We start from the raw sequence: 23,138 nt of genomic DNA, 5'->3' as shown, positions 1-23,138 counted from the left end.
GAAAGATAAAATATATTTGGCTTTGCAATAGTGAGCGAAGCGAACCAAAGACGATACTCTTCGCCGTGGCGCTATTTGCGCAAACTTTGAGACCTTAGGCTCAAAGTTTAGTCAAAGAGATTGACGAAGTCAAGCTCTGACGGCGCCGCCACTTAAGAAGAGTATCAAAAAGAAAAATAGAATATAAAATTTAAGGAGAAAAACACATGTCTAAAATTATCGGTATTGACTTAGGTACAACAAACTCAGCAGTTGCAGTTCTTGAAGGAACTGAAAGCAAAATCATCGCAAACCCAGAAGGAAACCGCACAACTCCATCTGTAGTCTCATTCAAAAACGGAGAAATCATCGTTGGGGATGCTGCGAAACGTCAAGCAGTTACCAACCCAGATACAGTCATCTCTATCAAATCTAAAATGGGAACTTCTGAAAAAGTTTCTGCTAACGGAAAAGAATACACTCCACAAGAAATCTCAGCTATGATTCTTCAATATTTGAAAGGCTACGCTGAAGACTACCTTGGTGAAAAAGTAACTAAAGCAGTTATCACAGTTCCAGCTTACTTCAACGATGCTCAACGTCAAGCGACAAAAGACGCTGGTAAAATCGCTGGTCTTGAAGTAGAACGTATCGTCAACGAACCAACTGCAGCCGCTCTTGCTTACGGTTTGGACAAGACTGACAAAGAAGAAAAAATCTTGGTATTTGACCTTGGTGGTGGTACATTCGACGTCTCTATCCTTGAATTGGGTGACGGTGTCTTCGATGTATTGTCAACTGCAGGGGACAACAAACTTGGTGGTGATGACTTTGACCAAAAAATCATCGACCACTTGGTAGCAGAATTCAAAAAAGAAAACGGTATTGACTTGTCTACTGACAAGATGGCAATGCAACGTTTGAAAGATGCTGCTGAAAAAGCGAAGAAAGACCTTTCTGGTGTGACTTCAACTCAAATCAGCTTGCCATTTATCACAGCAGGTGAGGCTGGACCTCTTCACTTGGAAATGACTTTGACTCGTGCGAAATTTGACGATTTGACTCGTGACCTTGTAGAACGTACAAAAGTTCCAGTTCGTCAAGCCCTTTCAGATGCAGGTTTGAGCTTGTCAGAAATCGATGAAGTTATCCTTGTTGGTGGTTCAACTCGTATCCCAGCCGTTGTCGAAGCTGTTAAGGCTGAAACTGGGAAAGAACCAAACAAATCAGTAAACCCTGATGAAGTTGTTGCCATGGGTGCTGCAATCCAAGGTGGTGTCATTACTGGTGATGTTAAAGACGTTGTCCTTCTTGATGTAACCCCATTGTCACTTGGTATCGAAACAATGGGTGGTGTCTTCACAAAACTCATCGACCGTAACACAACAATTCCAACATCTAAATCACAAGTCTTCTCAACTGCGGCAGACAACCAACCAGCCGTTGATATCCACGTTCTTCAAGGTGAACGCCCAATGGCAGCAGATAACAAGACTCTTGGACGCTTCCAATTGACAGATATCCCAGCTGCACCTCGTGGTATTCCTCAAATTGAAGTAACATTTGACATCGACAAGAACGGTATCGTGTCTGTTAAGGCCAAAGACCTTGGAACTCAAAAAGAACAAACTATTGTGATCCAATCTAACTCAGGTTTGACTGATGAAGAAATCGACCGCATGATGAAAGATGCAGAAGCAAACGCTGAAGCAGATAAGAAACGTAAAGAAGAAGTTGACCTTCGTAATGAAGTAGACCAAGCTATCTTCGCAACTGAAAAGACTATCAAGGAAACTGAAGGAAAAGGTTTCGACGCAGAACGTGACGCTGCCCAAGCTGCCCTTGATGACCTTAAGAAAGCGCAAGAAGACAACAACTTGGACGACATGAAAGCAAAACTTGAAGCATTGAACGAAAAAGCTCAAGGACTTGCTGTTAAACTTTACGAACAAGCCGCAGCAGCCCAACAAGCTCAAGCAGGAGCAGAAGGTGCACAAGCAACAGGAAACGCAGGTGATGACGTCGTAGACGGAGAGTTTACGGAGAAATAAAATAGTCCAGTGGACTATTTTATCCCGAGCTTGAAAATCAGGCGAGTATAAGAAGAAATCCAGAGGTTGCAACCCAGCCTCTGTTTTTCGATAAAATAGAGGATGTTGCGTATGAAAAAAGTACTTTGTGTCATTTATCCTAATTTTTCTCTTTATGAGATAGCCTCTTTAACAAGTACTTTAGCTCTGTCTTTTGATATCACGATTGATTATGTAGCTTCAGATCATTTGATGGTGGTCTCTGAGGATGGTTTGCCCTGTCAACCGACGAAAACATTGGCTCAAATCCGTATAGAAGATTATTCTTGTGTGATTTTGCCAGGAATGGTAAATATAGGTCCTACTCTACAAGATGAGAAATTGATCTCGTTTTTGAGAAGTCTTGATGAGCAAGATATCCTAATTGCAGCCATTTCTTCAGCGCCCCTTTTATTGGCGAAAGCAGGCTTGTTGAACGACACGAAATTTACAGGTGGAATTTGGCAAAACTTCTTTGACTATTTTGAATTTCTTCCATGTGAGAATTTTCAACCGAAAGTTCTTGTCCAAGATAAACAAATCATTACGGCTATTGGTTTTGCACATCAAGAGTTTGCAAGAAAAGTGATTTTCGGTTTAGGGTTGGCAGAGAATACGGATAATTATTTTAAAGAACAGAACGAGTATGCTGAAGAGGATTTGATATTTACTCTATCAGATGAAGAGTTTAATCAAGTGAAGCAGAGTATAGAAAACAGCCTCTAAAGATTTACATGAAAATTATAGAAAGGAACAAAGGTGTTCAGGGAATTGAACACGGGTTCCCAAATTTCTTACTCAATATAAAAGAAAGGAATTGACCCCGACCTAAATGGTGGTTTCGTTCCGCAACAATAACAGAAAGGAATAAGGGTGTTCAGGGAATTGAACACGGGCTACGGACTGTGCCAAAAAGATAGTTTTTTCTAGGACGCAAGCGTCCGTCGTCAAAAAACCTATTTTGGCTGTGTCCGTTTGACGCCCTTTGTATCTTGAATTATGAACAATACTGAATTTTATGATCGTCTGGGGGTGTCAAAAAACGCTTCGGCAGACGAGATCAAAAAGGCTTATCGTAAGCTTTCAAAGAAATACCACCCAGATATCAACAAGGAGCCTGGTGCTGAGGAAAAATACAAGGAAGTTCAGGAAGCCTATGAGACTTTGAGTGACGACCAAAAACGGGCTGCCTATGACCAATACGGTGCTGCTGGAGCCAACGGTGGTTTTGGTGGAGCTGGTGGTTTCGGCGGTTTCGATGGGGCAGGAGGCTTCGGTGGTTTTGAAGATATCTTCTCAAGTTTCTTCGGCGGAGGCGGTGCTTCACGCAATCCAAATGCTCCTCGTCAGGGGGATGACCTCCAATACCGTGTGAATTTGACCTTTGAAGAAGCTATTTTTGGAGCTGAAAAAGAGGTTAAGTACAATCGTGAAGCAAGCTGTAGTACATGTAATGGCTCAGGTGCTAAGCCAGGAACAAGTCCAGTCACTTGTGGACGCTGTCATGGCGCTGGTGTTATTAACGTCGATACGCAGACTCCGCTTGGTATGATGCGTCGCCAAGTAACCTGTGATGTCTGTCATGGTCGCGGAAAAGAAATCAAAGATCCATGTACAACTTGTCACGGAACAGGTCATGAAAAACAAGCTCATAGCGTACATGTGAAAATCCCTGCTGGTGTGGAAACTGGTCAACAAATTCGCCTAGCTGGTCAGGGTGAAGCAGGCTTTAACGGTGGACCATACGGTGACTTGTATGTAGTAGTTTCTGTGGAAGCCAGCGATAAGTTTGAACGTGAAGGAACGACTATCTTCTACAGTCTCAACCTCAACTTTGTCCAAGCAGCTCTTGGTGACACAGTAGATATCCCAACTGTTCACGGTGATGTTGAATTGGTTATCCCAGAGGGAACTCAGACTGGTAAGAAATTCCGCCTACGTGGCAAGGGAGCACCGAGCCTCCGTGGCGGTGCAGTTGGTGACCAATACGTTACCGTTAATGTCGTAACACCGACAGGCTTGAACGAACGCCAAAAAGCAGCGCTTAAAGAATTCGCAGCTGCTGGTGATTTAAAAGTCAATCCAAAGAAAAAAGGCTTCTTTGACCATATTAAAGATGCCTTTGAAGGAGAATAAACAAAAAGAGCCGTCGAGCTCTTTTTGTCTTGTCTTTGAAGATTTAGCGTCGAAAAATCATTTTCCAGTTAGCCTATTATTTATACTTTTGCTTGAGCAAGCCAGCTGCATCCATATCTTGGATGAGTTGCTTGATTTCCGCTTCTTTACCAGGCTTAATAGTAACGGTATCAATATGGTTGATTGCAGAGTTATCCTGAATATCCACTAAAGTCAAGGCTTTTTCATAGAAAGCAATTCCCTTTTTTAGACTTTCCTGATCCTTCCAATATAGAACTGAGTAATCAGGATTTGGTTTCTTTCTGATTTCTTGTAAATAATTCCTACTTTCCTTCTCTAAAAATTGCAATAAACCATGATTGAACAAGTTATCCCCTACTTTATAGTAGGAGATATCTCCTGTCAGTACGACATAGACTTCGAGTTGGTTTTTGGTGAGTTTTGGACTTTCTTTTAAGACAGGGTGACTATTGATGACCTCATCTGAGAAAGTAACATAAAAAATTAAGCCCCCACCTTCGTATTTATATCTTCCATTTGATTTTACTTTCTTAGGAGGCATGTCAAGAGAGGTAAAGATTTGTTTTAAGTCTTCGTTCCCTTTTCGGATGTCACTCGGTGAGGCTCTGAAAGTAAAGAATAGTAGTAGAAATGCTAGGGCGGCAAGAAGGGTAAGGCAACCACAAGGGATCAGGATGATCTTAGCCAGATCTTTTAAGAAGTTTTTCATGATTATTCCCTTTCTATTCTGTTAGGATCTAGTAATCCCAAATGTAGCTAAGGGGATTCCAGTAAAGTTGGAGACTTTCATTTCCTTGCTTTTTCTTCTTGGAGAAGCGCCATTCGAGTCTGGATATCTTTTTCCAAGACTTTAAATTTGTAAGTCAGGTCTTCTTGGTATTCCTTGATGAGTTCTTTTTGCTGGTCGATGATTTGCAGGCTGTTTTGGATAATATCCACATCATCCTTGATAGCTTGAACGCGGTCAGTGGTATTCAAGACTTCATCTGTGATGGTTTGGCGATTTTTTGTGACCAGATAACTTCCGGCTGCAGCTCCTGCAAATAGCAGTAGGTTGGATAATTTCATGGCAACTCCTTAGGCGTTTTTGATAGTTTCAGCGACTTGAGCAAGTTTGTCAAAGTCTGGTTCGTGGGCGATAAAATCAATTTTGAGGTCATCGTCCGCACTGTAGCGAGGCACGAGATGAACGTGGGTATGAAAGACTGTTTGACCACCGATTTCTTCACAGTTGGCAATGATATTCATACCAGCAGCCTTGGTAGCTTTCATGACTTTTTGAGCTACTTTTGGTACTTGGGCAAAGAGTTGGCTGGCGCTAGTAGCATCCATTTCTAAAAGATTGCGATAGTGTTCCTTTGGCACGACCAAGGTGTGTCCTGGTGTCACTTGAGAGATATCAAGAAAGGCAAGAACCTGCTCATCTTCATATACTTTTGAAGCAGGAATTTCCCCTGCGATGATTTTACAAAAAATGCAATCTGACATAAAATCTACCTCTACTGTATTGAATTTTGATATAATATAGCTACATTATACCAGATTTGGAGAAAATATGTTAGAAATTAAAAACCTGACAGGTGGTTATGTTCATGTCCCTGTCTTGAAAGATGTGTCCTTTACTGTTGAAAGTGGGCAGCTGGTCGGTCTGATTGGTCTCAATGGTGCTGGGAAATCGACGACTATTAATGAGATTATCGGTCTGTTGACACCTTATAGTGGTTCCATCAATATCAATGGCCTGACCCTGCAAGAAGATGCGACTAGCTACCGCAAGCAAATTGGCTACATTCCTGAGACACCTAGCTTGTATGAGGAATTGACCCTCAGAGAGCATATCGAAACGGTTGCCATGGCTTATGGTATTGAGCAGAAAGTGGCTTTTGATCGAGTAGAACCTTTGTTAAAAATGTTCCGTTTGGACCAGAAATTGGACTGGTTTCCTGTTCATTTTTCAAAAGGGATGAAGCAGAAGGTCATGATTATCTGTGCTTTTGTGGTGGATCCGAGTCTTTTCATCGTGGATGAGCCTTTCCTTGGTCTTGATCCGTTGGCGATTGCGGACTTGATTCAGCTTTTGGAAGTGGAAAAGCAAAAGGGCAAGTCCATTCTCATGAGTACCCACGTGCTGGATTCAGCGGAGAAGATGTGTGATGCCTTTGTCATTCTTCACAAAGGGGAAGTGCGTGCTAAGGGAAATCTCCTGCAACTGCGCGAAGCCTTTGATATGCCTGAGGCTAGTTTGAATGATATTTACTTGGCTCTGACCAAAGAGGAGGAGTTATGAAAGACTTGTTTTTAAAGAGAAAGCAGGCTTTTCGTAAGGAGTGTCTTGGCTATTTGCGCTATGTTCTCAATGACCACTTTGTCTTGTTCCTGCTTGTCCTGCTGGGCTTTCTAGCCTACCAGTACAGTCAACTCTTGCAAGATTTTCCTGAAAATCATTGGCCTATCCTTTTATTTGTAGGAATTACGTCTGTTTTACTTTTGCTTTGGGGAGGAATTGCCACCTATATGGAGGCTCCAGACAAGCTCTTTCTCTTAGTCGGAGAAGAGGAAATCAAACTCCATCTCAAGCGTCAAACTGGCATTTCCCTAGTCTTTTGGCTCTTTATACAGACCCTTTTCTTGCTTTTATTTGCGCCCTTATTTTTAGCCATGGGTTATGGCTTGCCTGTTTTTCTGGTCTATGTGCTTTTATTGGGGGTAGGAAAATATTTCCTCTTTCGTCAAAAAGCCAGCAAATTTTTTACTGAAACTGGACTGGACTGGGACTATGTCATTTCTCAAGAAAGCAAGCGTAAGCAAGTCTTGCTTCGTTTCTTTGCCCTCTTTACCCAGGTAAAGGGAATTTCAAACAGCGTTAAGCGTCGTGCCTATCTGGACTTTATCCTAAAGGTTGTTCAGAAGGTGCCTGGAAAGATTTGGCAAAATCTCTATCTGCGTTCATATCTGCGAAATGGAGACCTTTTTGCCCTCAGTCTCCGTCTGCTCTTGCTTTCCATACTGGCGCAGGTTTTTATCGAGCAAGCTTGGATTGCGACAGCAGTGGTGGTTCTCTTTAACTACCTCTTGCTCTTCCAGTTGCTGGCCCTCTATCATGCCTTTGACTACCAGTATTTAACCCAACTCTTTCCACTGGACAAGGGGCAAAAGGAAAAAGGCTTGCAGGCAGTGGTCAGAGGATTGACCAGTTTGGTCTTAGTAGTGGAATTAGTTGTCGGGTTGATTACCTTCCAAGAAAAACTAGCCCTTCTAGCCTTGCTGGGTGCAGGTTTGGTTTTACTAGTCTTGTACTTACCTTATCAGGTAAAACGTCAGATGCAGGATTAATCTTGCCTATATGATACTAAAAAAGAAGTTGAGTTCAGTTTGTCTCAACTTCTTTTATTTTCTACAAGATAATGGTTGGCCCGTAGAGGCTCAACTTGGTCTTGACTTGGTCAAAGTGGAATCGGTCATAGGCCCGCCAAGCGGCGCGAGTTGGAGCATCTGGATCAAGAGCACTGAGTCCCATGAGAAGACTGGAAGTCTGGTAAAATTTTTCCAATTCAATCAAGACTCGATTATCCACTGTCTCAGCCTTGGCTAGAAAACCAAGAATAGAGTTTAATTGCTCCTGAAAGCGGACGTCGTCAGCGGTTGCCTGTTTGCATGCTTGGTAGGCTTTGTTTAAGTCAGTAATCAAAGTCTGAGCTCTTTTGATAGGGTCTGTATCTGTCATGAGAATTCCTCCTTTAATCTGGGTGCTAGTCTTGGTTCTAGCAATTGTGTTTTGATACTGTCAGTTTATCACTTTTATCTCCTTTTTCACCATAAAATCTTTAATTGTCCTTGAAATTTCCTGAATGGTACTGTTAAAATTTTATGATAAAATAGTTGTAAGATTATCATGCTTATTTGAGGAACAAGCTACCCTTCAGGAGCGTTAAAGGCCTGTTTAGGATTTGGTGGGCTTGTATCATAGTATTTTTGCTATTCTCTTTTTAGGAAGAAATCGAAACAAGGAGAGTAAGAAGATGAGAATATTTGTTTTAGAAGATGATTTTTCCCAACAGACTAGGATTGAAACGACGATTGAGAAACTCTTGAAGGAACATCAGATCACTCCCAGTTCTTTTGAGGTATTTGGGAAGCCAGATCAACTGCTGACTGAAGTCCATGAGAAGGGGGCGCATCAACTATTCTTTTTGGATATTGAGATTCGAAATGAGGAGATGAAGGGGCTGGAAGTGGCTAGAAAAATTCGGGATCGGGATCCTTATGCCCTTATTGTCTTTGTGACGACTCACTCGGAGTTTATGCCCCTGTCCTTTCGCTATCAAGTGTCAGCTTTGGACTACATTGATAAGGCCTTGTCGGCAGAGGAGTTTGAATCTCGGATCGAGACAGCCCTCCTCTATGCCAATAGTCAAGATAGTAAAAGTCTGGCGGAAGATTGCTTTTACTTTAAATCAAAATTTGCCCAATTTCAGTATCCTTTTAAAGAGGTTTACTATCTCGAAACATCGCCCAGAGCCCATCGTGTTATTCTCTATACCAAGACAGACAGGCTGGAATTTACAGCGAGTTTAGAGGAGGTTTTCAAGCAGGAGCCCCGTCTCTTGCAGTGCCATCGCTCTTTTCTCATCAATCCTGCAAATGTGGTTCGTTTGGATAAGAAAGAGAAACTCCTTTTCTTTCCTAATGGCGGAAGCTGTATGATAGCGCGTTATAAGGTCAGGGAAGTGTCTGAAGCTATCAATAACTTACATTGAGTGAGGTGCTGGAATGGAATTAGTTTGGAAGATAGTATATGTGTTTTTGATATCTGGATTGGAATTGTTTATATTTTTTAAGGTGGATGGAATTGTTCTAACTCTGGAGAGAGTTTTTAAGTCCTTTCTTTTTAAGCTACTTTTAGCAGTTGTTTTTGTAACGATTAGCTATATAGTAGGAAATACTTACCTATCTTATTTTATGGAACCCTTGTACGGCATTGGTTTATCTTTCTTATTGTTAAGAGGGCTTCCTAAAAAACTACTCTTCTTTTATGGTCTCTTTCCAATGATGTTGGTGAATCTTTTTTTCAGGGTAGTCTCCTATTTTGTGCTTCCATTTTTGGGGCAAGGGCATGTGTATGATGACCGCTCTTTTATTTGGTTATGTATAAAAATTTTCATTTGCTTTATTTCTCTAGCCTTTTTGAAATGGTTAGACTATGATTTTACTAGTTTGAGAAGGGAGATTCTCGATAAAGGTTTTCAAAAGTCCCTGACTAAGATTAACTGGATAATGGGGGCTTACTATCTAGTGATGCAAAGTCTGTCTTATTTTGAAAATGTACAAGGTATTCAATCAACGACTGTTCGCCATCTGATTCTAGTGTTTTACCTACTCTTTTTTATGGGGATTATCAAGAAGCTGGATACCTATTTGAAGGACAAACTCCATGAGAGACTGGACCAAGAGCAGGCCTTGCGCTACAGAGATATGGAACGCTATAGTCGGCATATAGAGGAACTTTACAAGGAAGTACGGAGTTTTCGCCATGACTACACCAACCTCTTGACCAGTTTACGTCTGGGCATTGAAGAGGAGGATATGGAGCAGATAAAAGAGGTCTACGACTCGGTCTTAAAGGATTCTAGTCAGAAATTGCAGGACAATAAATATGACCTTGGACGACTCGTGAATGTTCGTGATAAAGCCCTCAAAAGTCTCCTAGCAGGGAAATTTCTAAAAGCCAGAGATAAGAACATTGTCTTTAATGTCGAAGTTCCAGAGGAGATTCAGGTAGAGGGGATGAGTCTACTTGATTTTCTAACCATTGTGTCTATCCTTTGTGACAACGCTATTGAAGCCAGTGCAGAGGCCAGTCAACCTCATGTTTCAATCGCCTTTTTAAAAAATGGAGCACAGGAGACTTTTATCATTGAAAATTCCATTAAAGAAGAGGGTATAGACATTTCTGAGATTTTCTCCTTTGGAGCCAGTTCTAAAGGGGAGGAGAGAGGAGTTGGTCTCTATACCGTCATGAAAATTGTGGAAAGCCATCCCAATACCAGTCTAAATACCACCTGTCAAAATCAAGTCTTTCGTCAGGTTTTAACAGTTCACTCAATGTCAGTTGATGATTAGAAGATTTGTGGAAAGAAGTATTGCCTGTAGTCATCAATTAAAATGCCATAGTATATGAGGTATCCTATATGAATAAGAAATCCTTTTTTATCATCTGTTCTACGTTGATTATAGCATCGAACCTTCTCATGATTTCTGTGGTAAACAAGGGAGAAGAAACGGGGAGCAATCTGTTTGTGATTGCTATAGCCTGTGTTATGTTACCATCATTCTTATATGTGGTTGAGAACAGACTGACTTCATTGGTAAGAGTAGAATCAATACTCTTGATTCAGTTGACAGTTATATCCCTACTCCGTCTTATCAACAGAATAGGGAGTACGCCTGAAATCCTCAACATTATCATTACCCTTATCGCTTTTGCAAGTGGGACAGCCTGTATCCTGGTTGCGATTATGAGAATATATGAGAACAGACGGAAATAAGGCTGAATAGCTTTCTATTTTGTATTTTCACATTGTTAAATTCCCTTAGGGCAAGTATGTTTTTCATGCTTGCTTTTTTAATTTTTTACAATTCAAGATGTTTTGATGACCATTTATGATTTGGATGGAAAGTTTTAAAAAATAGTAGTATACTAACCTTATTAAGGTTGTAATAGGACGAAAGTAAAAAGAGGTATTCCTCGTGAATGCAAAAACAATGTTACAATTGGCTATTATGGTTGCTTAAAGGCTTGAGCTTGTGTACTTGGAGGTAATTATGGATTTCAAAAGTTTTCTTATTGCTTTTGTTGTTGGCATGTTTGTTTCTTATATTACTTCTTTAATTAGGGAAAAATTTTTAAAATCTCCAAAGAAGAATAAAGATAGATCTAATTAGATAAAGAGATTTTTTATCGCTAGTTTAATCTACAGGGGAGTTTCTTTAATATTGTTTCGCCTGTCAAAATGATATGTGATAGCAGGATAAAAAATCTACAAATTAAGTTGGTATCAATATGGTGTAAAGGGCAAGTATGTTTTTCATGCTTGCTTTTTTAATTTTTTACAATTCAAGATGTTTTGATGACCATTTATGATTTGAGTGATCCAAGGTCAAAATGAGTGCTATACTAGCAGTGTAAAGGTTGAAGCAGGAAGTGTGATAAAACACAAGTTAAGGAAGCGGGGGGCTTCGTTCGTGGAAGTAGTAAATTAGAAAAAATATCTTATTAAGGAGTTGAAAAAAGGACAAACTATGAAAAAAACGATTTCTATCTTTAAAAAAATAATTACTTGTTTTTTACTTACTTTTGCTATTCAACTTGTGCCATTAACTGTTGTGAGACGATTTTATGACGGAGTGATGGGAGATGTGTTCAGTGTTGGTGTCTTCTTTCTATCTTTCTTTATATACTTAACCATTCTTGTATATCTTATTAAGAGATGGGGTGATGAGACTACTTTAGATTGCTTGCCAATCAAATGGGTAGAATTGAAATGGATTGTTCTTGCTTATCTGGCTAATCTGGTTTTAGTAGTTGGTTTTATATTTTTCACGACCGTTCTTGGAAAAGTCCATGATAATACAAGTTCTTTAAGCTTTTTTCAACATTTGGAAACAAGTGGTTTCTTGTACATAGTTCTATTCTGGTTGTCAACTACTTTCACTCAACCTCTTTTGGAGGAGATACTCTTTAGAGGAATCATTTTAGGAAGTTTAGAAAAATATTCTCCCATAGTTGCTATTATCCTTTCGGCTGTTCTTTTTGGATTTGCTCATGACGGAGAAATGCTCTCTCAACATCTAGTGTCAGGAATTGTATTAGGAATTCTCTATATAAAGCGGAGAAATCTATATTCCTGTGTAGTTGTACATGGTTTGATGAATGCTACTGTCACCTGTCTCTTTTTTCTAGCTACTTAGGTTTTGAACCGGTGAGTTTGTGTAGTTCTTCGTCTGATAGTATATGAAAGGAGCAAAGAAATGAAAACTTTTCTTGCTAAAAAACGGAACATCTTCCTTGCGAGATTGTTCCTAGGTCAGTTGCCCTTGATTGTCTCTACTTATCTATTTCTATCTCGTCAGTTTTTAAATTTTTCCTTGGTTTTCCAATTTCTCTTAGTGGTTATTAACTTGGCTTCTATTTTGGTCACTGTTTACCTCACTAGGGAGATGAGGATAAGAGAGTTTGAAGATGATGATTTGGTTAGTCCTAGAACCAATCAACTTATGTATATCGGCTTGACAGGTTTTATGTCTATTATATGTTTGTATAGAGGTATCACAGCAGGAGAATTCTATCAACAATTAATTGCCTATATTGGCGCTATTCTCTGCTTGCTTATCATGCTTCTACTCATTTGGGGTTTGAAGTATTATAAAAAGTAGGGAAGAACTTTCTTCTTAATCTGTGACTAGTCTATGGTCTGGCAAGAGGAGGTATTAGGCTAGCCTCTGTCTTGTAGATAGTAGGGAGGAGTTCTATGAAAAAACATCCTATTTTTTTCAAAGCGAGTGCCATTCTTTCTTATTTGTTTCTGTTTTTCGGACCGTTTTGGACAACCCAATTTTGGAGCAATTAAATGGTAAGTGGTCTATTATACATCTTTCAAAACCATGTAGTCCTTATGGTATAGGGGAAACTCCAAACTCATGTAATGGTATTTAAAAAGGATTGAAGATATGAAGGCAAAATATGGGAATCAAATTGTTGATGTTTGGGAAATTGGTCAAGCAACTCCTAAACCAAGTTGGGTAGAGGAAGCTTTTCAAAAAAATTATATGGTTTGGTTGGATAATCATGTGCGCATTCTAATGGCAGGTCTTAACACTTCTCTCGCAACGAATATCAAGTTTGGTCTAGTTGGAACAGCTGGAGGAGGATTCGCTGGTTATGGGATGTATGTTCTTGGTTATCCAGGTGATTATATAGATATCACCAATCATAGAGTTATTTCTGCTAAAACATTTCACAAATGTTATCAAATTTTAGAAAATGATTAGATATCATTTAATTGTAATGGAGAAAGCTATGAAAAAACATCCTATTCTTTTCAAAACGAGTGCCATTCTTTCTTATTTGTTTCTATTTTTCGGATTGTTTTGGACAACCCAATTTTGGAGAAATTATTGGGAGTTTTCGTCTTGGGTAGGAAATCTTATCTGGATTCGAAACATCATTAGCCTTCTCTTTATCTGCTTTATGATTTGGATTTTGGTCAGGTCGGGCCATGCTTATCTCTTTCGTATCCCTAGAAAAAAGTGGTTGAGCTATTCTGTCCTGACGGTGTTAGCAGCTGTTGTGCTTATCTGTTTTAACTATCTGACAGCTAAACACGTTCAGGGAACTAATGAAGGGTGGAATTTGTTTATTGCCTATAGTGAGACAAATTTTGCGGAGTTTGGTGTTTACCTAACCTTAATCGTACTAGGACCTCTGATGGAAGAATTGGTGTGTAGAGGACTGCTTCAACATGCCTTCTTTAAGGACTCGAGATGGGGGCTGGATCTTCTCTTTCCTTCACTCCTATTTGCCTTGCCCCACTTTTCTAGCTTGCCAAGTCTCGCAGATATTTTTGTCTATACGGCAGTGGGTTGTCTATATGCCTGGCTGACACGTTATACGAAGAGTATCTATCCTTCTTATTCGATTCATATTGTTAATAATATCATTGCAAACTTACCATTTTTGCTCACTTTTCTACATAGGGTCTTGGGGTAAAAAAACCAAAGCCTTGCTTTTCAGCCATAGAGGAGGTCATCATGTATAAACACTTATTTTTCCTAGATTCCAAAACCCTAGACTGGTTGACGCCCTATATTCTAGACTTGGCTTCTGATACCATTGCCTTTAATGTTTTTGTGCTAACCTTTGTATCTGTTGTGATCTTTTATTTCCTAAATCCCATGCTATCTTTAATGGCTATCTTCTTAGGGGCTGGTTATGTGGTCGGATTTTGGTTACTCAAATGGTTTGTTTTGGAAAGACTAGAGCTCAAGGATGACTTGTAGGGAAGTTTGTTTGTTGAGGAGGATAATTTGATGAAGTTTTTTGATAAATTTCATGCCTTTTGTTTTGGATTTTTAGTACTACTAATCGTCATTACAGTTCCTTATACGATTAACCACGGGGATTTTTTTCAAAATGAATCTGAATTGATTATTGTAAGTCTTCTTGTAACCTCGCTGAGTGTTACTTATGCTAGAAAGTTTGAAATGATTTCTTTTGGGATGTTAAGGAAGAAAGACATTTTGCTTTTCATTACAATCTTTCTTCTAAGTGTACTTGAGACACTGGTTTATATTCATTTCTTTGCTGTTTCTTCTGGCGCAGGAGTTCAACACTTGTCGGAAGTCAGCAGAGGAATTTCTCTGTCTTTGATTTTGACTTCCTCAGTTTTTGGACCTATCCAGGAGGAACTCATTTTCAGAGGACTTCTTCAAGGTGCGGTTTTTGACAATTCTTGGTTAGGGCTTGTGCTAACTTCCTCTCTCTTTTCTTTCATGCATGGACCTTCTAATATCCCTTCGTTTATTTTTTATCTACTTGGGGGCTTGTTACTGGGCTTTGCTTATAAAAAGAGCCAAAACCTATGGGTTTCTACTCTAGTCCACATGTTTTACAACAGTTGGCCACTCTTATATTATTTATAAAAATTATGAAAAGGTAAGTAGGAGATTGTGCTTACCTTTTTCTTTCTATAATGATAGCCCAAGCCAATCCAGATGCTTTTCTTTGAGAATCGGGTTAGAGCGGTTGACGAATAGGGCAAAAATTAGTAGAATAGTAAGGAAACTTTATACGGAGGAAAGAAATGGATTTGGGTGATAATGAGCTAACACTGACTCCCATACCTGGGAAAAGTGGCAAGGCTTATATGGGTAGCTATCCTGATGGGAAGCGTATCTTTGTAAAAATGAACACCTCTCCAATCCTACCTGGTCTAGCTAGAGAACAAATTGCTCCACAATTATTATGGAGTCGCCGTTTGGCAGATGGGCGTGATATGTGTGCTCAAGAATGGTTGACAGGCAAGATATTGACCCCCTATGATATGAATCGTAAACAAATCGTCAATATTTTAACCCGTCTTCATCGCTCACGTCCGTTGATGACACAGTTGAGTCGTTTGGGGTATGCCATGGAAACACCTGTAGATTTACTGCAGTCTTGGCAAGAAACGGCTCCAGATGCTTTGCGTAAAAATCATTTTATCAGTGAAGTGATGGCTGATTTACGTCAGACTATTCCAGGATTTAGAGAGGACCATGCGACCATTGTCCATGGAGATGTACGACATAGTAATTGGATTGAGACAGACAGTGGCTTGATTTATTTGGTGGATTGGGATTCGGTTCGCTTGACCGATCGCATGTTTGATGTGGCCCATATGCTCTGCCATTATATTCCAGAACATCAGTGGAAGGAATGGTTGACCTACTACGGTTACAAGTACAATCAGACGGTATTAAATAAATTGTATTGGTACGGTCAATTGTCTTACTTGAGCCAGATTTCCAAGTATTATATGAACCAAGATTTAGAAAATGTCAATCGGGAGATCCATGGCTTACGTCACTTCCGAGACAAGTATGGAACGAGAAGATGAGAGTTAGAAATCGTAAAGGGGCGACAGAATTACTAGAGGCAAATCCCCAGTATGTAGTCCTCAATCCCTTAGAAGCCAAGGGGAAATGGCGGGACTTGTTTGGCAATGACAATCCCATTCATGTGGAAGTTGGAAGTGGAAAGGGTGCCTTTGTTTCAGGTATGGCCAAGCAAAACCCTGACATCAACTATATCGGGATTGATATTCAAAAGTCTGTTTTGAGCTACGCTTTGGACAAGGTGCTTGAAGTTGGAGTACCTAATATTAAGCTCTTGTGGGTAGATGGTTCTGACTTGACTGACTACTTTGAAGACGGTGAGATTGATCGCTTGTATCTGAACTTTTCAGATCCATGGCCTAAAAAACGCCATGAAAAGCGTCGTTTGACCTACAAAACCTTCTTGGATACCTTTAAGCGTATCTTGCCTGAAAATGGAGAAATTCATTTCAAGACGGATAACCGTGGCTTATTTGAGTACAGCCTAGTGAGCTTTTCTCAGTATGGCATGAAGCTCAATGGTGTCTGGCTTGATTTACATGCCAGTGATTTTGAAGGCAATGTCATGACAGAATACGAGCAAAAATTCTCCAACAAGGGGCAAGTTATCTACCGAGTTGAGGCTCAGTTTTAATCTAAAGTGATGTCAGAAAACTGATCTCCGCTCAAAAAGTTAAACAAATCATATATTTCAAGGATTTAGTTCTGTACTGCGCAGGATTAAGTCCTTTTAGTTTGATTTCAAAACAGGTGGTTTTTGCTAAGTGTGTATTTGCAACCAGATAAGTGGTATAATGGAAAGGTTATGAGAAATAGTATAAACCCTCTTGTATTCTATCTTTTCTTTTTCCTTATGATAGTTGGTTTGATTTTTTCTGATTACCAACAACATAGACAAGTAGAGGTGCAAGCAGAAAAAAAGGTTCAAATAGAAAAAACTGAAACAACTATTGAAACCAGTGAAGGAGAGGAAAATAAGGTTATCGAAGACAGATTGGCCACGATGACCTTGGAAGAGAAAGTGGGACAATTATTTTGGGCCAGAGTTCCTTCTAATCATCAGATAGAAGATCTTCAATCCTATCATTTATCTGGTTATATCTTATTTGGCAGAGATTTTGAGGGACGAAGTTTAGAGGATATAAAGTCTTTGACAAAGGGCTACCAAGCTGCTGCCAAGATTCCATTGTTGATTGGTTCAGATGAAGAAGGCGGGACAGTGACTCGTATCAGTTCGATTTTAGAAACTCCTTTTCAATCTCCTAGGGCACTTTATCAGCAAGGGGGAATGGAGGCGGTGCTTTCTGATACGAAGCAAAAGGCAGAACTGTTAAAATCTGTTGGGATCAATGCTGGCCTTTTCCCGGTTGCGGATCTTGCAAAGAATCAATCAGCCTTCATTTATGATCGAACGATTGGACAAGATGCCCAAACAACTGCAAGCTATGTTCGGCAGGTCGTAGAAGAACTTAAAAAGAGTAAGGTTGGGTCAACCTTGAAACATTTTCCAGGATATGGCGATAATGGAGATAGTCATACCGCTATTATCCAAGACAACCGTTCTTTAGATGAATTAAGACAAGCAGATTTTCTTCCCTTTCAAGCTGGGATAGATGCAGGGGCAGATAGTATCTTAGTCTCTCACAATATCCTATCTAAAATTGATACAGTGCCATCATCTATCTCACCGAAAATCACTGACCTTCTTCGTAAGGAACTGCATTTCAAAGGTGTCATTATGACGGATGATTTTGATATGGCAGGAATAGCCGATTTTGTCAGTCAGGAAGAGGCTGCTTTTCAAGTGATTGTAGCTGGAAATGACCTGATTCTAGGGTCTTCCTATCAAACCCAGATTCCTTATCTATTAAAGAAAATTTCCTCTGGAGAGCTGACAGAAGAGCGTATTGATGAGTCTGTCAGACGCATTTTGACTTGGAAATACGACCTGGGATTATTAGGAGCGGCGCAGTAAGTCTTGTAAGCCCAGACAAAAAGCTTCAAGGTTAAATCCTTGCAGGTTAGCTTGATTTGTGTTATACTTGTAGCAAGAATATGAAAAGTGAGGCGGGGAAATATCTTCGCCTCTTGCTTATGAGGAGGTGGACGCAATCGCAACAATCGTAGAATTAGTCAGAGAAGTTGTAGAACCTGTCATAGAAGCTCCTTTCGAACTCGTGGATATCGAGTATGGAAAGATTGGCAGTGACATGATTCTCAGTATTTTTGTAGATAAACCTGAAGGAATTACCTTGAACGACACGGCAGACTTGACAGAAATTATCAGTCCTGTCCTAGATACCATCAAGCCAGATCCCTTCCCAGAACAATATTTCCTAGAAATCACCAGTCCAGGCTTGGAACGTCCTTTGAAAACCAAGGATGCCGTCGCTGGAGCGGTTGGGAAATACATCCATGTCGGGCTCTACCAAGCCATCGATAAGCAAAAGGTCTTTGAAGGAACCTTGTTGGCCTTCGAAGAGGACGAGTTGACTATGGAATATATGGACAAGACGCGTAAGAAAACGGTCCAAATTCCATACAGTTTAGTATCAAAAGCACGTTTAGCAGTTAAATTATAGAAAAAGAAAGGATAGCTTTTGAGAATTCAAAAGTGAAGAAAACATGAGTAAAGAAATGCTAGAGGCCTTCCGCATTTTGGAAGAAGACAAGGGAATCAAAAAAGAAGATATCATCGACGCAGTAGTAGAGTCGCTTCGTTCCGCTTATCGCAGACGCTATGGTCAATCTGATAGCGTAGCTATTGATTTCAACGAAAAAACAGGTGACTTTACAGTTTATACTGTTCGTGAAGTGGTTGATGAAGTATTTGATAGCCGTTTGGAAATCAGCTTGAAAGATGCTCTTGCCATTAATTCAGCCTATGAGCTTGGCGACAAGATTAAGTTTGAAGAAGCACCTGCTGAGTTTGGTCGTGTAGCAGCCCAATCTGCCAAACAAACCATCATGGAAAAAATGCGCAAGCAAACACGTGCCATCACTTACAATACTTACAAAGAACATGAGCAAGAAATCATGTCTGGTACAGTAGAACGCTTTGACAACCGCTTCATCTATGTCAACCTTGGCAGCATTGAAGCCCAATTGTCAAAACAAGACCAAATTCCTGGAGAAGTCTTTGCTTCTCATGATCGTATCGAAGTATATGTTTACAAGGTTGAAGACAACCCTCGTGGTGTCAACGTCTTTGTTAGCCGTAGCCATCCCGAAATGATCAAACGTTTGATGGAGCAAGAAATTCCAGAAGTTTATGATGGAACTGTTGAAATCATGAGCGTGGCCCGTGAAGCTGGTGACCGTACTAAGGTTGCAGTTCGTAGCCATAATCCAAACGTGGACGCTATCGGTACAATCGTTGGACGCGGTGGAGCGAATATCAAGAAGATTACTAGTAAGTTCCACCCAGCTCGCTACGATGCTAAGAGCGACCGTATGGTCCCAATCGAAGAAAACATCGATGTTATCGAATGGGTAGCTGATCCAGCTGAATTTATCTACAATGCCATCGCTCCTGCTGAGGTTGATCAAGTTATCTTTGATGAAAACGACAGCAAACGTGCCTTGGTGGTTGTTCCTGATAACAAGCTTTCTCTTGCCATCGGTCGTCGTGGGCAAAACGTTCGCTTGGCAGCTCACTTGACTGGTTACCGTATCGATATCAAGTCTGCTAGCGAATTTGAAGCCATGGAAGAAGCTGGTTCGGTAGATTTGGAAGCAGAAAACGATACTGTAGAAGAATAAAAGCTGCTAGAGGAGGGAAAGATGAAAACGAGAAAAATCCCTTTGCGCAAGTCTGTTGTGTCCAACGAAGTGATTGATAAGCGTGATTTGCTCCGTATTGTTAAGAACAAGGAAGGACAAGTCTTTATCGATCCGACAGGCAAGGCCAATGGCCGTGGCGCTTATATCAAGCTAGACAATGCAGAAGCCTTAGAGGCTAAAAAGAAGAAGGTCTTTAACCGTAGCTTTGACATGGAAGTGGAAGAAAGCTTTTATGACGAGTTGATCGCTTATGTGGATCACAAAGTAAAAAGAAGAGAGTTAGGACTTGAATAAGCAAAAGATAAGCAATCTCTTGGGACTTGCTCAGAGAGCAGGGCGGATTATATCGGGTGAAGAATTGGTGGTCAAGGCCATTCAAGATGGCAAGGCCAAGTTGGTCTTTCTAGCCCATGATGCTGGACCCAATCTGACCAAGAAGATTCAAGATAAAAGTCATTATTATCAAGTAGAAATTGTAACCGTGTTTTCAACACTGGAATTAAGCATAGCAGTCGGGAAATCGAGAAAGGTTTTGGCTGTAACAGATGCTGGATTTACAAAGAAAATGAGGTCTCTTATGGAATAGAAGAGGAGGACATGATTTGTCTAAGAAAAGATTGTACGAAATCGCAAAAGAACTTGGAAAAGAAAGTAAAGAAGTTGTAGCGCGTGCAAAAGAGTTGGGCTTGGATGTGAAAAGCCACTCATCAAGTGTGGAAGAAGCTGTCGCTGCAAAAATCGCTGCCAGCTTTAAGTCCGCAGCTGCTCCGAAAGCAGAAGTAAAACCTGCAGCACCAAAAGCAAGTGCAGAAAAGAAAGCTGAGAAATCTGAGCCAGCTAAACCAGCTGTAGCTAAGGAAGAGGCAAAACCGGCTGAGCCAGTCGCTCCGAAGGCAGAAAAAGTAGCAGCTAAACCGCAAAGCCGTAATTTTAAGGCTGAGCGTGAAGCCCGTGCCAAAGAGCAGGCAGAACGACGCAAGCAAAATAAGGGCAATAACCGTGACCAGCAACAAAATGGGAACCGTCAGAAAAACGACGGCCGCAATGGTGGAAAACAAGGTCAAGGCAACCGCGACAATCGCCGTTTTAACGACCAAGCTAAGAAACAGCAAGGTCAGCAAAATCGTGGAAACGATCGCCGTCAACAAGAGGATAAACGTCCAAATCAAGCGGCTCCACGTGTTGACTTTAAAGCCCGTGCAGCAGCCCTAAAAGCAGAGCAAAATGCAGAATATGCCCGTTCAAGTGAGGAACGTTTCAAGCAGACTCAGGCTGCCAAAGAAGCCTTAGCCCAAGCTAACAAACGCAAGGAGCCAGAGGAAATCTTTGAAGAAGTGGCTAAGTTAGCTGAACAAGCGCAACAAGTTCAAGCAGTGGTTGAACCAGCTCCTGTAGCTAAAGAAGCACCAGTGGATACACGTCGTAAAAAACAAGCTCGACCAGACAAAGAACGTGATGATTATGATCACGAAGAAGATGGTCCTAGAAAACAACAAAAGAATCGAAGTAGTCAAAATCAAGTGAGAAATCAAAAGAATAGTAACTGGAATAACAACAAAAAGAACAAAAAAGGCAATAACAAGAACAATCGTAATCAGGTTCCAAAACCTGTTACAGAACGTAAATTCCATGAATTGCCAACAGAATTTGAATATACAGATGGTATGACCGTTGCGGAAATCGCAAAACGTATCAAACGTGAACCAGCTGAAATTGTTAAGAAACTTTTCATGATGGGTGTCATGGCCACACAAAACCAATCTTTGGATGGGGAAACAATTGAACTCCTCATGGTGGATTATGGTATTGAAGCCAAACAAAAGGTTGAAGTGGACAATGCCGACATCGAACGTTTCTTTGTCGAAGATGGTTATCTCAATGAAGATGAATTAGTTGAGCGTCCACCAGTTGTAACTATCATGGGACACGTTGACCACGGTAAAACAACACTCCTAGATACCCTTCGTAACTCTCGTGTTGCGACAGGTGAAGCAGGTGGTATCACTCAGCATATTGGTGCCTACCAAATCGTGGAAAATGGCAAGAAGATTACCTTCCTTGATACACCAGGACACGCGGCCTTTACATCTATGCGTGCGCGTGGTGCTTCTGTTACCGATATTACTATCTTGGTCGTAGCGGCAGATGACGGGGTTATGCCTCAGACTATCGAAGCCATTAACCACTCAAAAGCGGCCAACGTTCCAATCATCGTAGCCATTAACAAGATTGATAAACCAGGTGCTAACCCAGAACGCGTTATCGGTGAATTGGCAGAGCATGGAGTTATGTCAACTGCTTGGGGTGGAGATTCTGAATTTGTTGAAATTTCAGCTAAATTCAACCAAAACATCGAAGAATTGTTGGAAACAGTCCTTCTTGTGGCTGAAATCCAAGAACTCAAGGCAGACCCAACAGTGCGTGCGATCGGTACAGTTATCGAAGCTCGCTTGGATAAAGGAAAAGGTGCGGTCGCAACCCTTCTTGTTCAACAAGGTACCTTGAATGTTCAAGACCCAATCGTTGTCGGAAATACCTTCGGTCGTGTCCGTGCTATGACCAACGACCTTGGTCGTCGTGTTAAGGTTGCTGGACCATCAACACCAGTTTCAATCACAGGTTTGAACGAAGCGCCAATGGCGGGTGACCACTTTGCCGTTTACGAAGATGAAAAATCTGCGCGTGCAGCAGGTGAAGAGCGTGCCAAACGTGCCCTTATGAAACAACGTCAAGCTACCCAACGTGTCAGCCTTGAAAACCTCTTTGATACCCTCAAAGCTGGTGAACTTAAGTCTGTTAACGTCATCATCAAGGCAGACGTACAAGGTTCTGTTGAAGCACTTTCTGCCTCACTTCAAAAGATCGACGTGGAAGGTGTTAAAGTTACCATCGTTCACTCGGCAGTCGGTGCCATCAACGAATCAGACGTGACCCTTGCCGAAGCTTCAAATGCCTTTATCGTTGGTTTCAACGTACGCCCTACACCACAAGCTCGTCAACAAGCCGAAGCTGACGATGTAGAAATCCGTCTCCACAGCATTATCTACAAGGTTATCGAAGAGATGGAAGAAGCCATGAAAGGGATGCTTGATCCAGAATTTGAAGAAAAAGTTATCGGTGAAGCAGTTATCCGTGAAACCTTCAAGGTGTCTAAAGTGGGAACTATCGGTGGATTCATGGTTATCAATGGTAAGGTTACCCGTGACTCTAAAGTCCGTGTTATCCGTGATGGTGTCGTTATCTATGACGGTGAACTCGCAAGCTTGAAACACTACAAAGACGACGTCAAAGAAGTTACAAACGGTCGTGAAGGTGGATTGATGATCGATGGCTACAATGATATCAAGATGGATGATGTGATTGAGGCTTATGTCATGGAAGAAATCAAGAGATAATAGAGAAACGATAGCTCATTTGACTCGTCGTCAACAGCGCCTTGATGAACTTCAGTTCTATCTAAGGCTTGTTTCCTAGATTCAAATGGCTCTAGTTCCTCTA

Annotated in this window: 26 protein-coding genes; 22 read left to right on the top strand and 4 right to left on the bottom strand. The window is 40.9% G+C overall.

The genetic code is table 11. The annotated features are described in order from the left end of the window. Positions 1 to 206 precede the first annotated feature (206 nt). From dnaK to dnaJ, 3 genes are all read left to right on the top strand, one after another. Complete coding sequence (dnaK, locus tag RN80_RS00285) at positions 207 to 2,030, top strand: molecular chaperone DnaK (protein ID WP_000034661.1); 1,824 nt, start codon at positions 207 to 209, stop codon at positions 2,028 to 2,030. 111 nt (positions 2,031 to 2,141) lie between these two features. Beyond that, positions 2,142 to 2,774, top strand: coding sequence for a DJ-1/PfpI family protein (locus tag RN80_RS00280; protein WP_060627134.1), 633 nt, complete (start codon positions 2,142 to 2,144; stop codon positions 2,772 to 2,774). A 273-nt stretch (positions 2,775 to 3,047) separates the two neighbouring features. Continuing rightward, positions 3,048 to 4,184 carry a molecular chaperone DnaJ gene (dnaJ, locus tag RN80_RS00275; RefSeq protein WP_060627133.1) on the top strand — a complete coding sequence of 379 codons (1,137 nt, stop codon included), beginning with the start codon at positions 3,048 to 3,050 and terminating at the stop codon, positions 4,182 to 4,184. A gap of 76 nt (positions 4,185 to 4,260) precedes the next feature. Here dnaJ and RN80_RS00270 read toward each other — a convergent pair whose 3' ends face one another. The 3 genes from RN80_RS00270 to RN80_RS00260 form a co-directional block, all read right to left on the bottom strand. After that, positions 4,261 to 4,914 carry a hypothetical protein gene (locus RN80_RS00270; protein ID WP_060627132.1) on the bottom strand — a complete coding sequence of 218 codons (654 nt, stop codon included), beginning with the start codon at positions 4,912 to 4,914 and terminating at the stop codon, positions 4,261 to 4,263. Between the two features lie 77 nt (positions 4,915 to 4,991). After that, positions 4,992 to 5,273, bottom strand: a complete 282-nt coding sequence (locus RN80_RS00265) for a hypothetical protein (protein WP_060627131.1) — start codon at positions 5,271 to 5,273, stop codon at positions 4,992 to 4,994. A gap of 9 nt (positions 5,274 to 5,282) precedes the next feature. Then, positions 5,283 to 5,693, bottom strand: a complete 411-nt coding sequence (locus tag RN80_RS00260) for an HIT family protein (RefSeq protein ID WP_001278319.1) — start codon at positions 5,691 to 5,693, stop codon at positions 5,283 to 5,285. 67 nt (positions 5,694 to 5,760) lie between these two features. On the opposite strand from RN80_RS00260, the gene RN80_RS00255 reads away from it, so the two are divergent. Together RN80_RS00255 and RN80_RS00250 are read left to right on the top strand one after the other, a co-directional pair. Continuing rightward, positions 5,761 to 6,492 (top strand): ABC transporter ATP-binding protein, encoded by a 732-nt coding sequence (locus RN80_RS00255; protein ID WP_000889954.1) that lies wholly within the window; start codon positions 5,761 to 5,763, stop codon positions 6,490 to 6,492. Continuing rightward, the gene (locus tag RN80_RS00250; RefSeq protein ID WP_060627130.1) at positions 6,489 to 7,538 is read left to right on the top strand and encodes an ABC transporter permease; all 1,050 of its coding nucleotides are present in this window, start codon (positions 6,489 to 6,491) and stop codon (positions 7,536 to 7,538) included. Before RN80_RS00255 ends, RN80_RS00250 begins: the two co-directional genes overlap by 4 nt. Positions 7,539 to 7,599: 61 nt before the next feature. Here the strand turns inward: RN80_RS00250 and RN80_RS00245 are convergent, their stop codons facing one another. Next, complete coding sequence (locus RN80_RS00245; RefSeq protein WP_004261043.1) at positions 7,600 to 7,929, bottom strand: hypothetical protein; 330 nt, start codon at positions 7,927 to 7,929, stop codon at positions 7,600 to 7,602. A 295-nt stretch (positions 7,930 to 8,224) separates the two neighbouring features. On the opposite strand from RN80_RS00245, the gene RN80_RS00240 reads away from it, so the two are divergent. The 17 genes from RN80_RS00240 (at position 8,225) to infB (ending at position 23,035) form a co-directional block, all read left to right on the top strand. Continuing rightward, on the top strand, positions 8,225 to 8,962 hold the full coding sequence (locus tag RN80_RS00240; protein WP_060627129.1) for a response regulator transcription factor: 738 nt from the start codon (positions 8,225 to 8,227) through the stop codon (positions 8,960 to 8,962). 13 nt (positions 8,963 to 8,975) lie between these two features. After that, the gene (locus RN80_RS00235; RefSeq protein ID WP_060627128.1) at positions 8,976 to 10,325 is read left to right on the top strand and encodes a sensor histidine kinase; all 1,350 of its coding nucleotides are present in this window, start codon (positions 8,976 to 8,978) and stop codon (positions 10,323 to 10,325) included. 702 nt (positions 10,326 to 11,027) lie between these two features. Then, on the top strand, positions 11,028 to 11,147 hold the full coding sequence (locus RN80_RS10055; RefSeq protein ID WP_060627126.1) for a PncF family bacteriocin immunity protein: 120 nt from the start codon (positions 11,028 to 11,030) through the stop codon (positions 11,145 to 11,147). Between the two features lie 357 nt (positions 11,148 to 11,504). After that, on the top strand, positions 11,505 to 12,173 hold the full coding sequence (locus RN80_RS00220) for a CPBP family intramembrane glutamic endopeptidase (protein WP_060627125.1): 669 nt from the start codon (positions 11,505 to 11,507) through the stop codon (positions 12,171 to 12,173). 60 nt (positions 12,174 to 12,233) lie between these two features. Then, positions 12,234 to 12,638 (top strand): hypothetical protein, encoded by a 405-nt coding sequence (locus RN80_RS00215; protein ID WP_060627124.1) that lies wholly within the window; start codon positions 12,234 to 12,236, stop codon positions 12,636 to 12,638. A 294-nt stretch (positions 12,639 to 12,932) separates the two neighbouring features. Then, positions 12,933 to 13,253 (top strand): hypothetical protein, encoded by a 321-nt coding sequence (locus RN80_RS00210; protein WP_060627123.1) that lies wholly within the window; start codon positions 12,933 to 12,935, stop codon positions 13,251 to 13,253. A 28-nt stretch (positions 13,254 to 13,281) separates the two neighbouring features. After that, positions 13,282 to 13,971: a CPBP family intramembrane glutamic endopeptidase gene (locus RN80_RS00205; RefSeq protein WP_060627122.1), complete on the top strand. Its 690-nt coding sequence runs from the start codon at positions 13,282 to 13,284 to the stop codon at positions 13,969 to 13,971. A 41-nt stretch (positions 13,972 to 14,012) separates the two neighbouring features. Then, entirely contained in the window at positions 14,013 to 14,261 is a 249-nt protein-coding gene (gene blpZ, locus RN80_RS00200; protein ID WP_060627121.1) for an immunity protein BlpZ, read from the top strand. Between the two features lie 30 nt (positions 14,262 to 14,291). After that, positions 14,292 to 14,903 (top strand): CPBP family intramembrane glutamic endopeptidase, encoded by a 612-nt coding sequence (locus tag RN80_RS00195; RefSeq protein WP_060627120.1) that lies wholly within the window; start codon positions 14,292 to 14,294, stop codon positions 14,901 to 14,903. A gap of 161 nt (positions 14,904 to 15,064) precedes the next feature. Next, positions 15,065 to 15,859: a cell cycle regulator CcrZ gene (gene ccrZ, locus RN80_RS00190; protein ID WP_060627119.1), complete on the top strand. Its 795-nt coding sequence runs from the start codon at positions 15,065 to 15,067 to the stop codon at positions 15,857 to 15,859. Next, complete coding sequence (trmB, locus tag RN80_RS00185) at positions 15,856 to 16,491, top strand: tRNA (guanosine(46)-N7)-methyltransferase TrmB (protein ID WP_001266095.1); 636 nt, start codon at positions 15,856 to 15,858, stop codon at positions 16,489 to 16,491. The genes ccrZ and trmB overlap by 4 nt, the downstream gene beginning before the upstream one ends. Before the next feature lie 171 nt (positions 16,492 to 16,662). Beyond that, a complete protein-coding gene (locus RN80_RS00180) occupies positions 16,663 to 17,832 on the top strand; it encodes a glycoside hydrolase family 3 protein (RefSeq protein ID WP_060627118.1) in 1,170 nt (389 codons plus the stop codon). Positions 17,833 to 17,959: 127 nt separating this feature from the next. Further along, positions 17,960 to 18,439 (top strand): ribosome maturation factor RimP, encoded by a 480-nt coding sequence (gene rimP, locus RN80_RS00175; RefSeq protein WP_001808691.1) that lies wholly within the window; start codon positions 17,960 to 17,962, stop codon positions 18,437 to 18,439. 43 nt (positions 18,440 to 18,482) lie between these two features. Next, on the top strand, positions 18,483 to 19,619 hold the full coding sequence (nusA, locus tag RN80_RS00170) for a transcription termination factor NusA (RefSeq protein ID WP_000032285.1): 1,137 nt from the start codon (positions 18,483 to 18,485) through the stop codon (positions 19,617 to 19,619). 21 nt (positions 19,620 to 19,640) lie between these two features. Continuing rightward, positions 19,641 to 19,934 carry an RNase P modulator RnpM gene (gene rnpM, locus RN80_RS00165; RefSeq protein ID WP_000857557.1) on the top strand — a complete coding sequence of 98 codons (294 nt, stop codon included), beginning with the start codon at positions 19,641 to 19,643 and terminating at the stop codon, positions 19,932 to 19,934. After that, positions 19,927 to 20,226 carry a YlxQ-related RNA-binding protein gene (locus RN80_RS00160; protein ID WP_001041390.1) on the top strand — a complete coding sequence of 100 codons (300 nt, stop codon included), beginning with the start codon at positions 19,927 to 19,929 and terminating at the stop codon, positions 20,224 to 20,226. Before rnpM ends, RN80_RS00160 begins: the two co-directional genes overlap by 8 nt. 16 nt (positions 20,227 to 20,242) lie before the next feature. Then, positions 20,243 to 23,035: a translation initiation factor IF-2 gene (gene infB / locus RN80_RS00155; RefSeq protein ID WP_060627117.1), complete on the top strand. Its 2,793-nt coding sequence runs from the start codon at positions 20,243 to 20,245 to the stop codon at positions 23,033 to 23,035. Positions 23,036 to 23,138: the final 103 nt, after the last annotated feature.

Origin of the sequence: Streptococcus mitis (genome assembly GCF_001281025.1) — a bacterium.
Classification (GTDB): domain Bacteria; phylum Bacillota; class Bacilli; order Lactobacillales; family Streptococcaceae; genus Streptococcus; species Streptococcus mitis_AK.
Note: the sequence above shows the minus strand (reverse complement) of the source record. Positions and strands in the feature narration are given on the sequence as shown.

Coding starts and splice junctions, on each gene's coding strand:
- dnaK (WP_000034661.1), top strand. CDS start 207: ATGTCTAAAATTATCGGTATTGACTTAGGTACAACAAACTCAGCAGTT.
- RN80_RS00280 (WP_060627134.1), top strand. CDS start 2,142: ATGAAAAAAGTACTTTGTGTCATTTATCCTAATTTTTCTCTTTATGAG.
- dnaJ (WP_060627133.1), top strand. CDS start 3,048: ATGAACAATACTGAATTTTATGATCGTCTGGGGGTGTCAAAAAACGCT.
- RN80_RS00270 (WP_060627132.1), bottom strand. CDS start 4,914: ATGAAAAACTTCTTAAAAGATCTGGCTAAGATCATCCTGATCCCTTGT.
- RN80_RS00265 (WP_060627131.1), bottom strand. CDS start 5,273: ATGAAATTATCCAACCTACTGCTATTTGCAGGAGCTGCAGCCGGAAGT.
- RN80_RS00260 (WP_001278319.1), bottom strand. CDS start 5,693: ATGTCAGATTGCATTTTTTGTAAAATCATCGCAGGGGAAATTCCTGCT.
- RN80_RS00255 (WP_000889954.1), top strand. CDS start 5,761: ATGTTAGAAATTAAAAACCTGACAGGTGGTTATGTTCATGTCCCTGTC.
- RN80_RS00250 (WP_060627130.1), top strand. CDS start 6,489: ATGAAAGACTTGTTTTTAAAGAGAAAGCAGGCTTTTCGTAAGGAGTGT.
- RN80_RS00245 (WP_004261043.1), bottom strand. CDS start 7,929: ATGACAGATACAGACCCTATCAAAAGAGCTCAGACTTTGATTACTGAC.
- RN80_RS00240 (WP_060627129.1), top strand. CDS start 8,225: ATGAGAATATTTGTTTTAGAAGATGATTTTTCCCAACAGACTAGGATT.
- RN80_RS00235 (WP_060627128.1), top strand. CDS start 8,976: ATGGAATTAGTTTGGAAGATAGTATATGTGTTTTTGATATCTGGATTG.
- RN80_RS10055 (WP_060627126.1), top strand. CDS start 11,028: ATGGATTTCAAAAGTTTTCTTATTGCTTTTGTTGTTGGCATGTTTGTT.
- RN80_RS00220 (WP_060627125.1), top strand. CDS start 11,505: ATGAAAAAAACGATTTCTATCTTTAAAAAAATAATTACTTGTTTTTTA.
- RN80_RS00215 (WP_060627124.1), top strand. CDS start 12,234: ATGAAAACTTTTCTTGCTAAAAAACGGAACATCTTCCTTGCGAGATTG.
- RN80_RS00210 (WP_060627123.1), top strand. CDS start 12,933: ATGAAGGCAAAATATGGGAATCAAATTGTTGATGTTTGGGAAATTGGT.
- RN80_RS00205 (WP_060627122.1), top strand. CDS start 13,282: ATGAAAAAACATCCTATTCTTTTCAAAACGAGTGCCATTCTTTCTTAT.
- blpZ (WP_060627121.1), top strand. CDS start 14,013: ATGTATAAACACTTATTTTTCCTAGATTCCAAAACCCTAGACTGGTTG.
- RN80_RS00195 (WP_060627120.1), top strand. CDS start 14,292: ATGAAGTTTTTTGATAAATTTCATGCCTTTTGTTTTGGATTTTTAGTA.
- ccrZ (WP_060627119.1), top strand. CDS start 15,065: ATGGATTTGGGTGATAATGAGCTAACACTGACTCCCATACCTGGGAAA.
- trmB (WP_001266095.1), top strand. CDS start 15,856: ATGAGAGTTAGAAATCGTAAAGGGGCGACAGAATTACTAGAGGCAAAT.
- RN80_RS00180 (WP_060627118.1), top strand. CDS start 16,663: ATGAGAAATAGTATAAACCCTCTTGTATTCTATCTTTTCTTTTTCCTT.
- nusA (WP_000032285.1), top strand. CDS start 18,483: ATGAGTAAAGAAATGCTAGAGGCCTTCCGCATTTTGGAAGAAGACAAG.
- rnpM (WP_000857557.1), top strand. CDS start 19,641: ATGAAAACGAGAAAAATCCCTTTGCGCAAGTCTGTTGTGTCCAACGAA.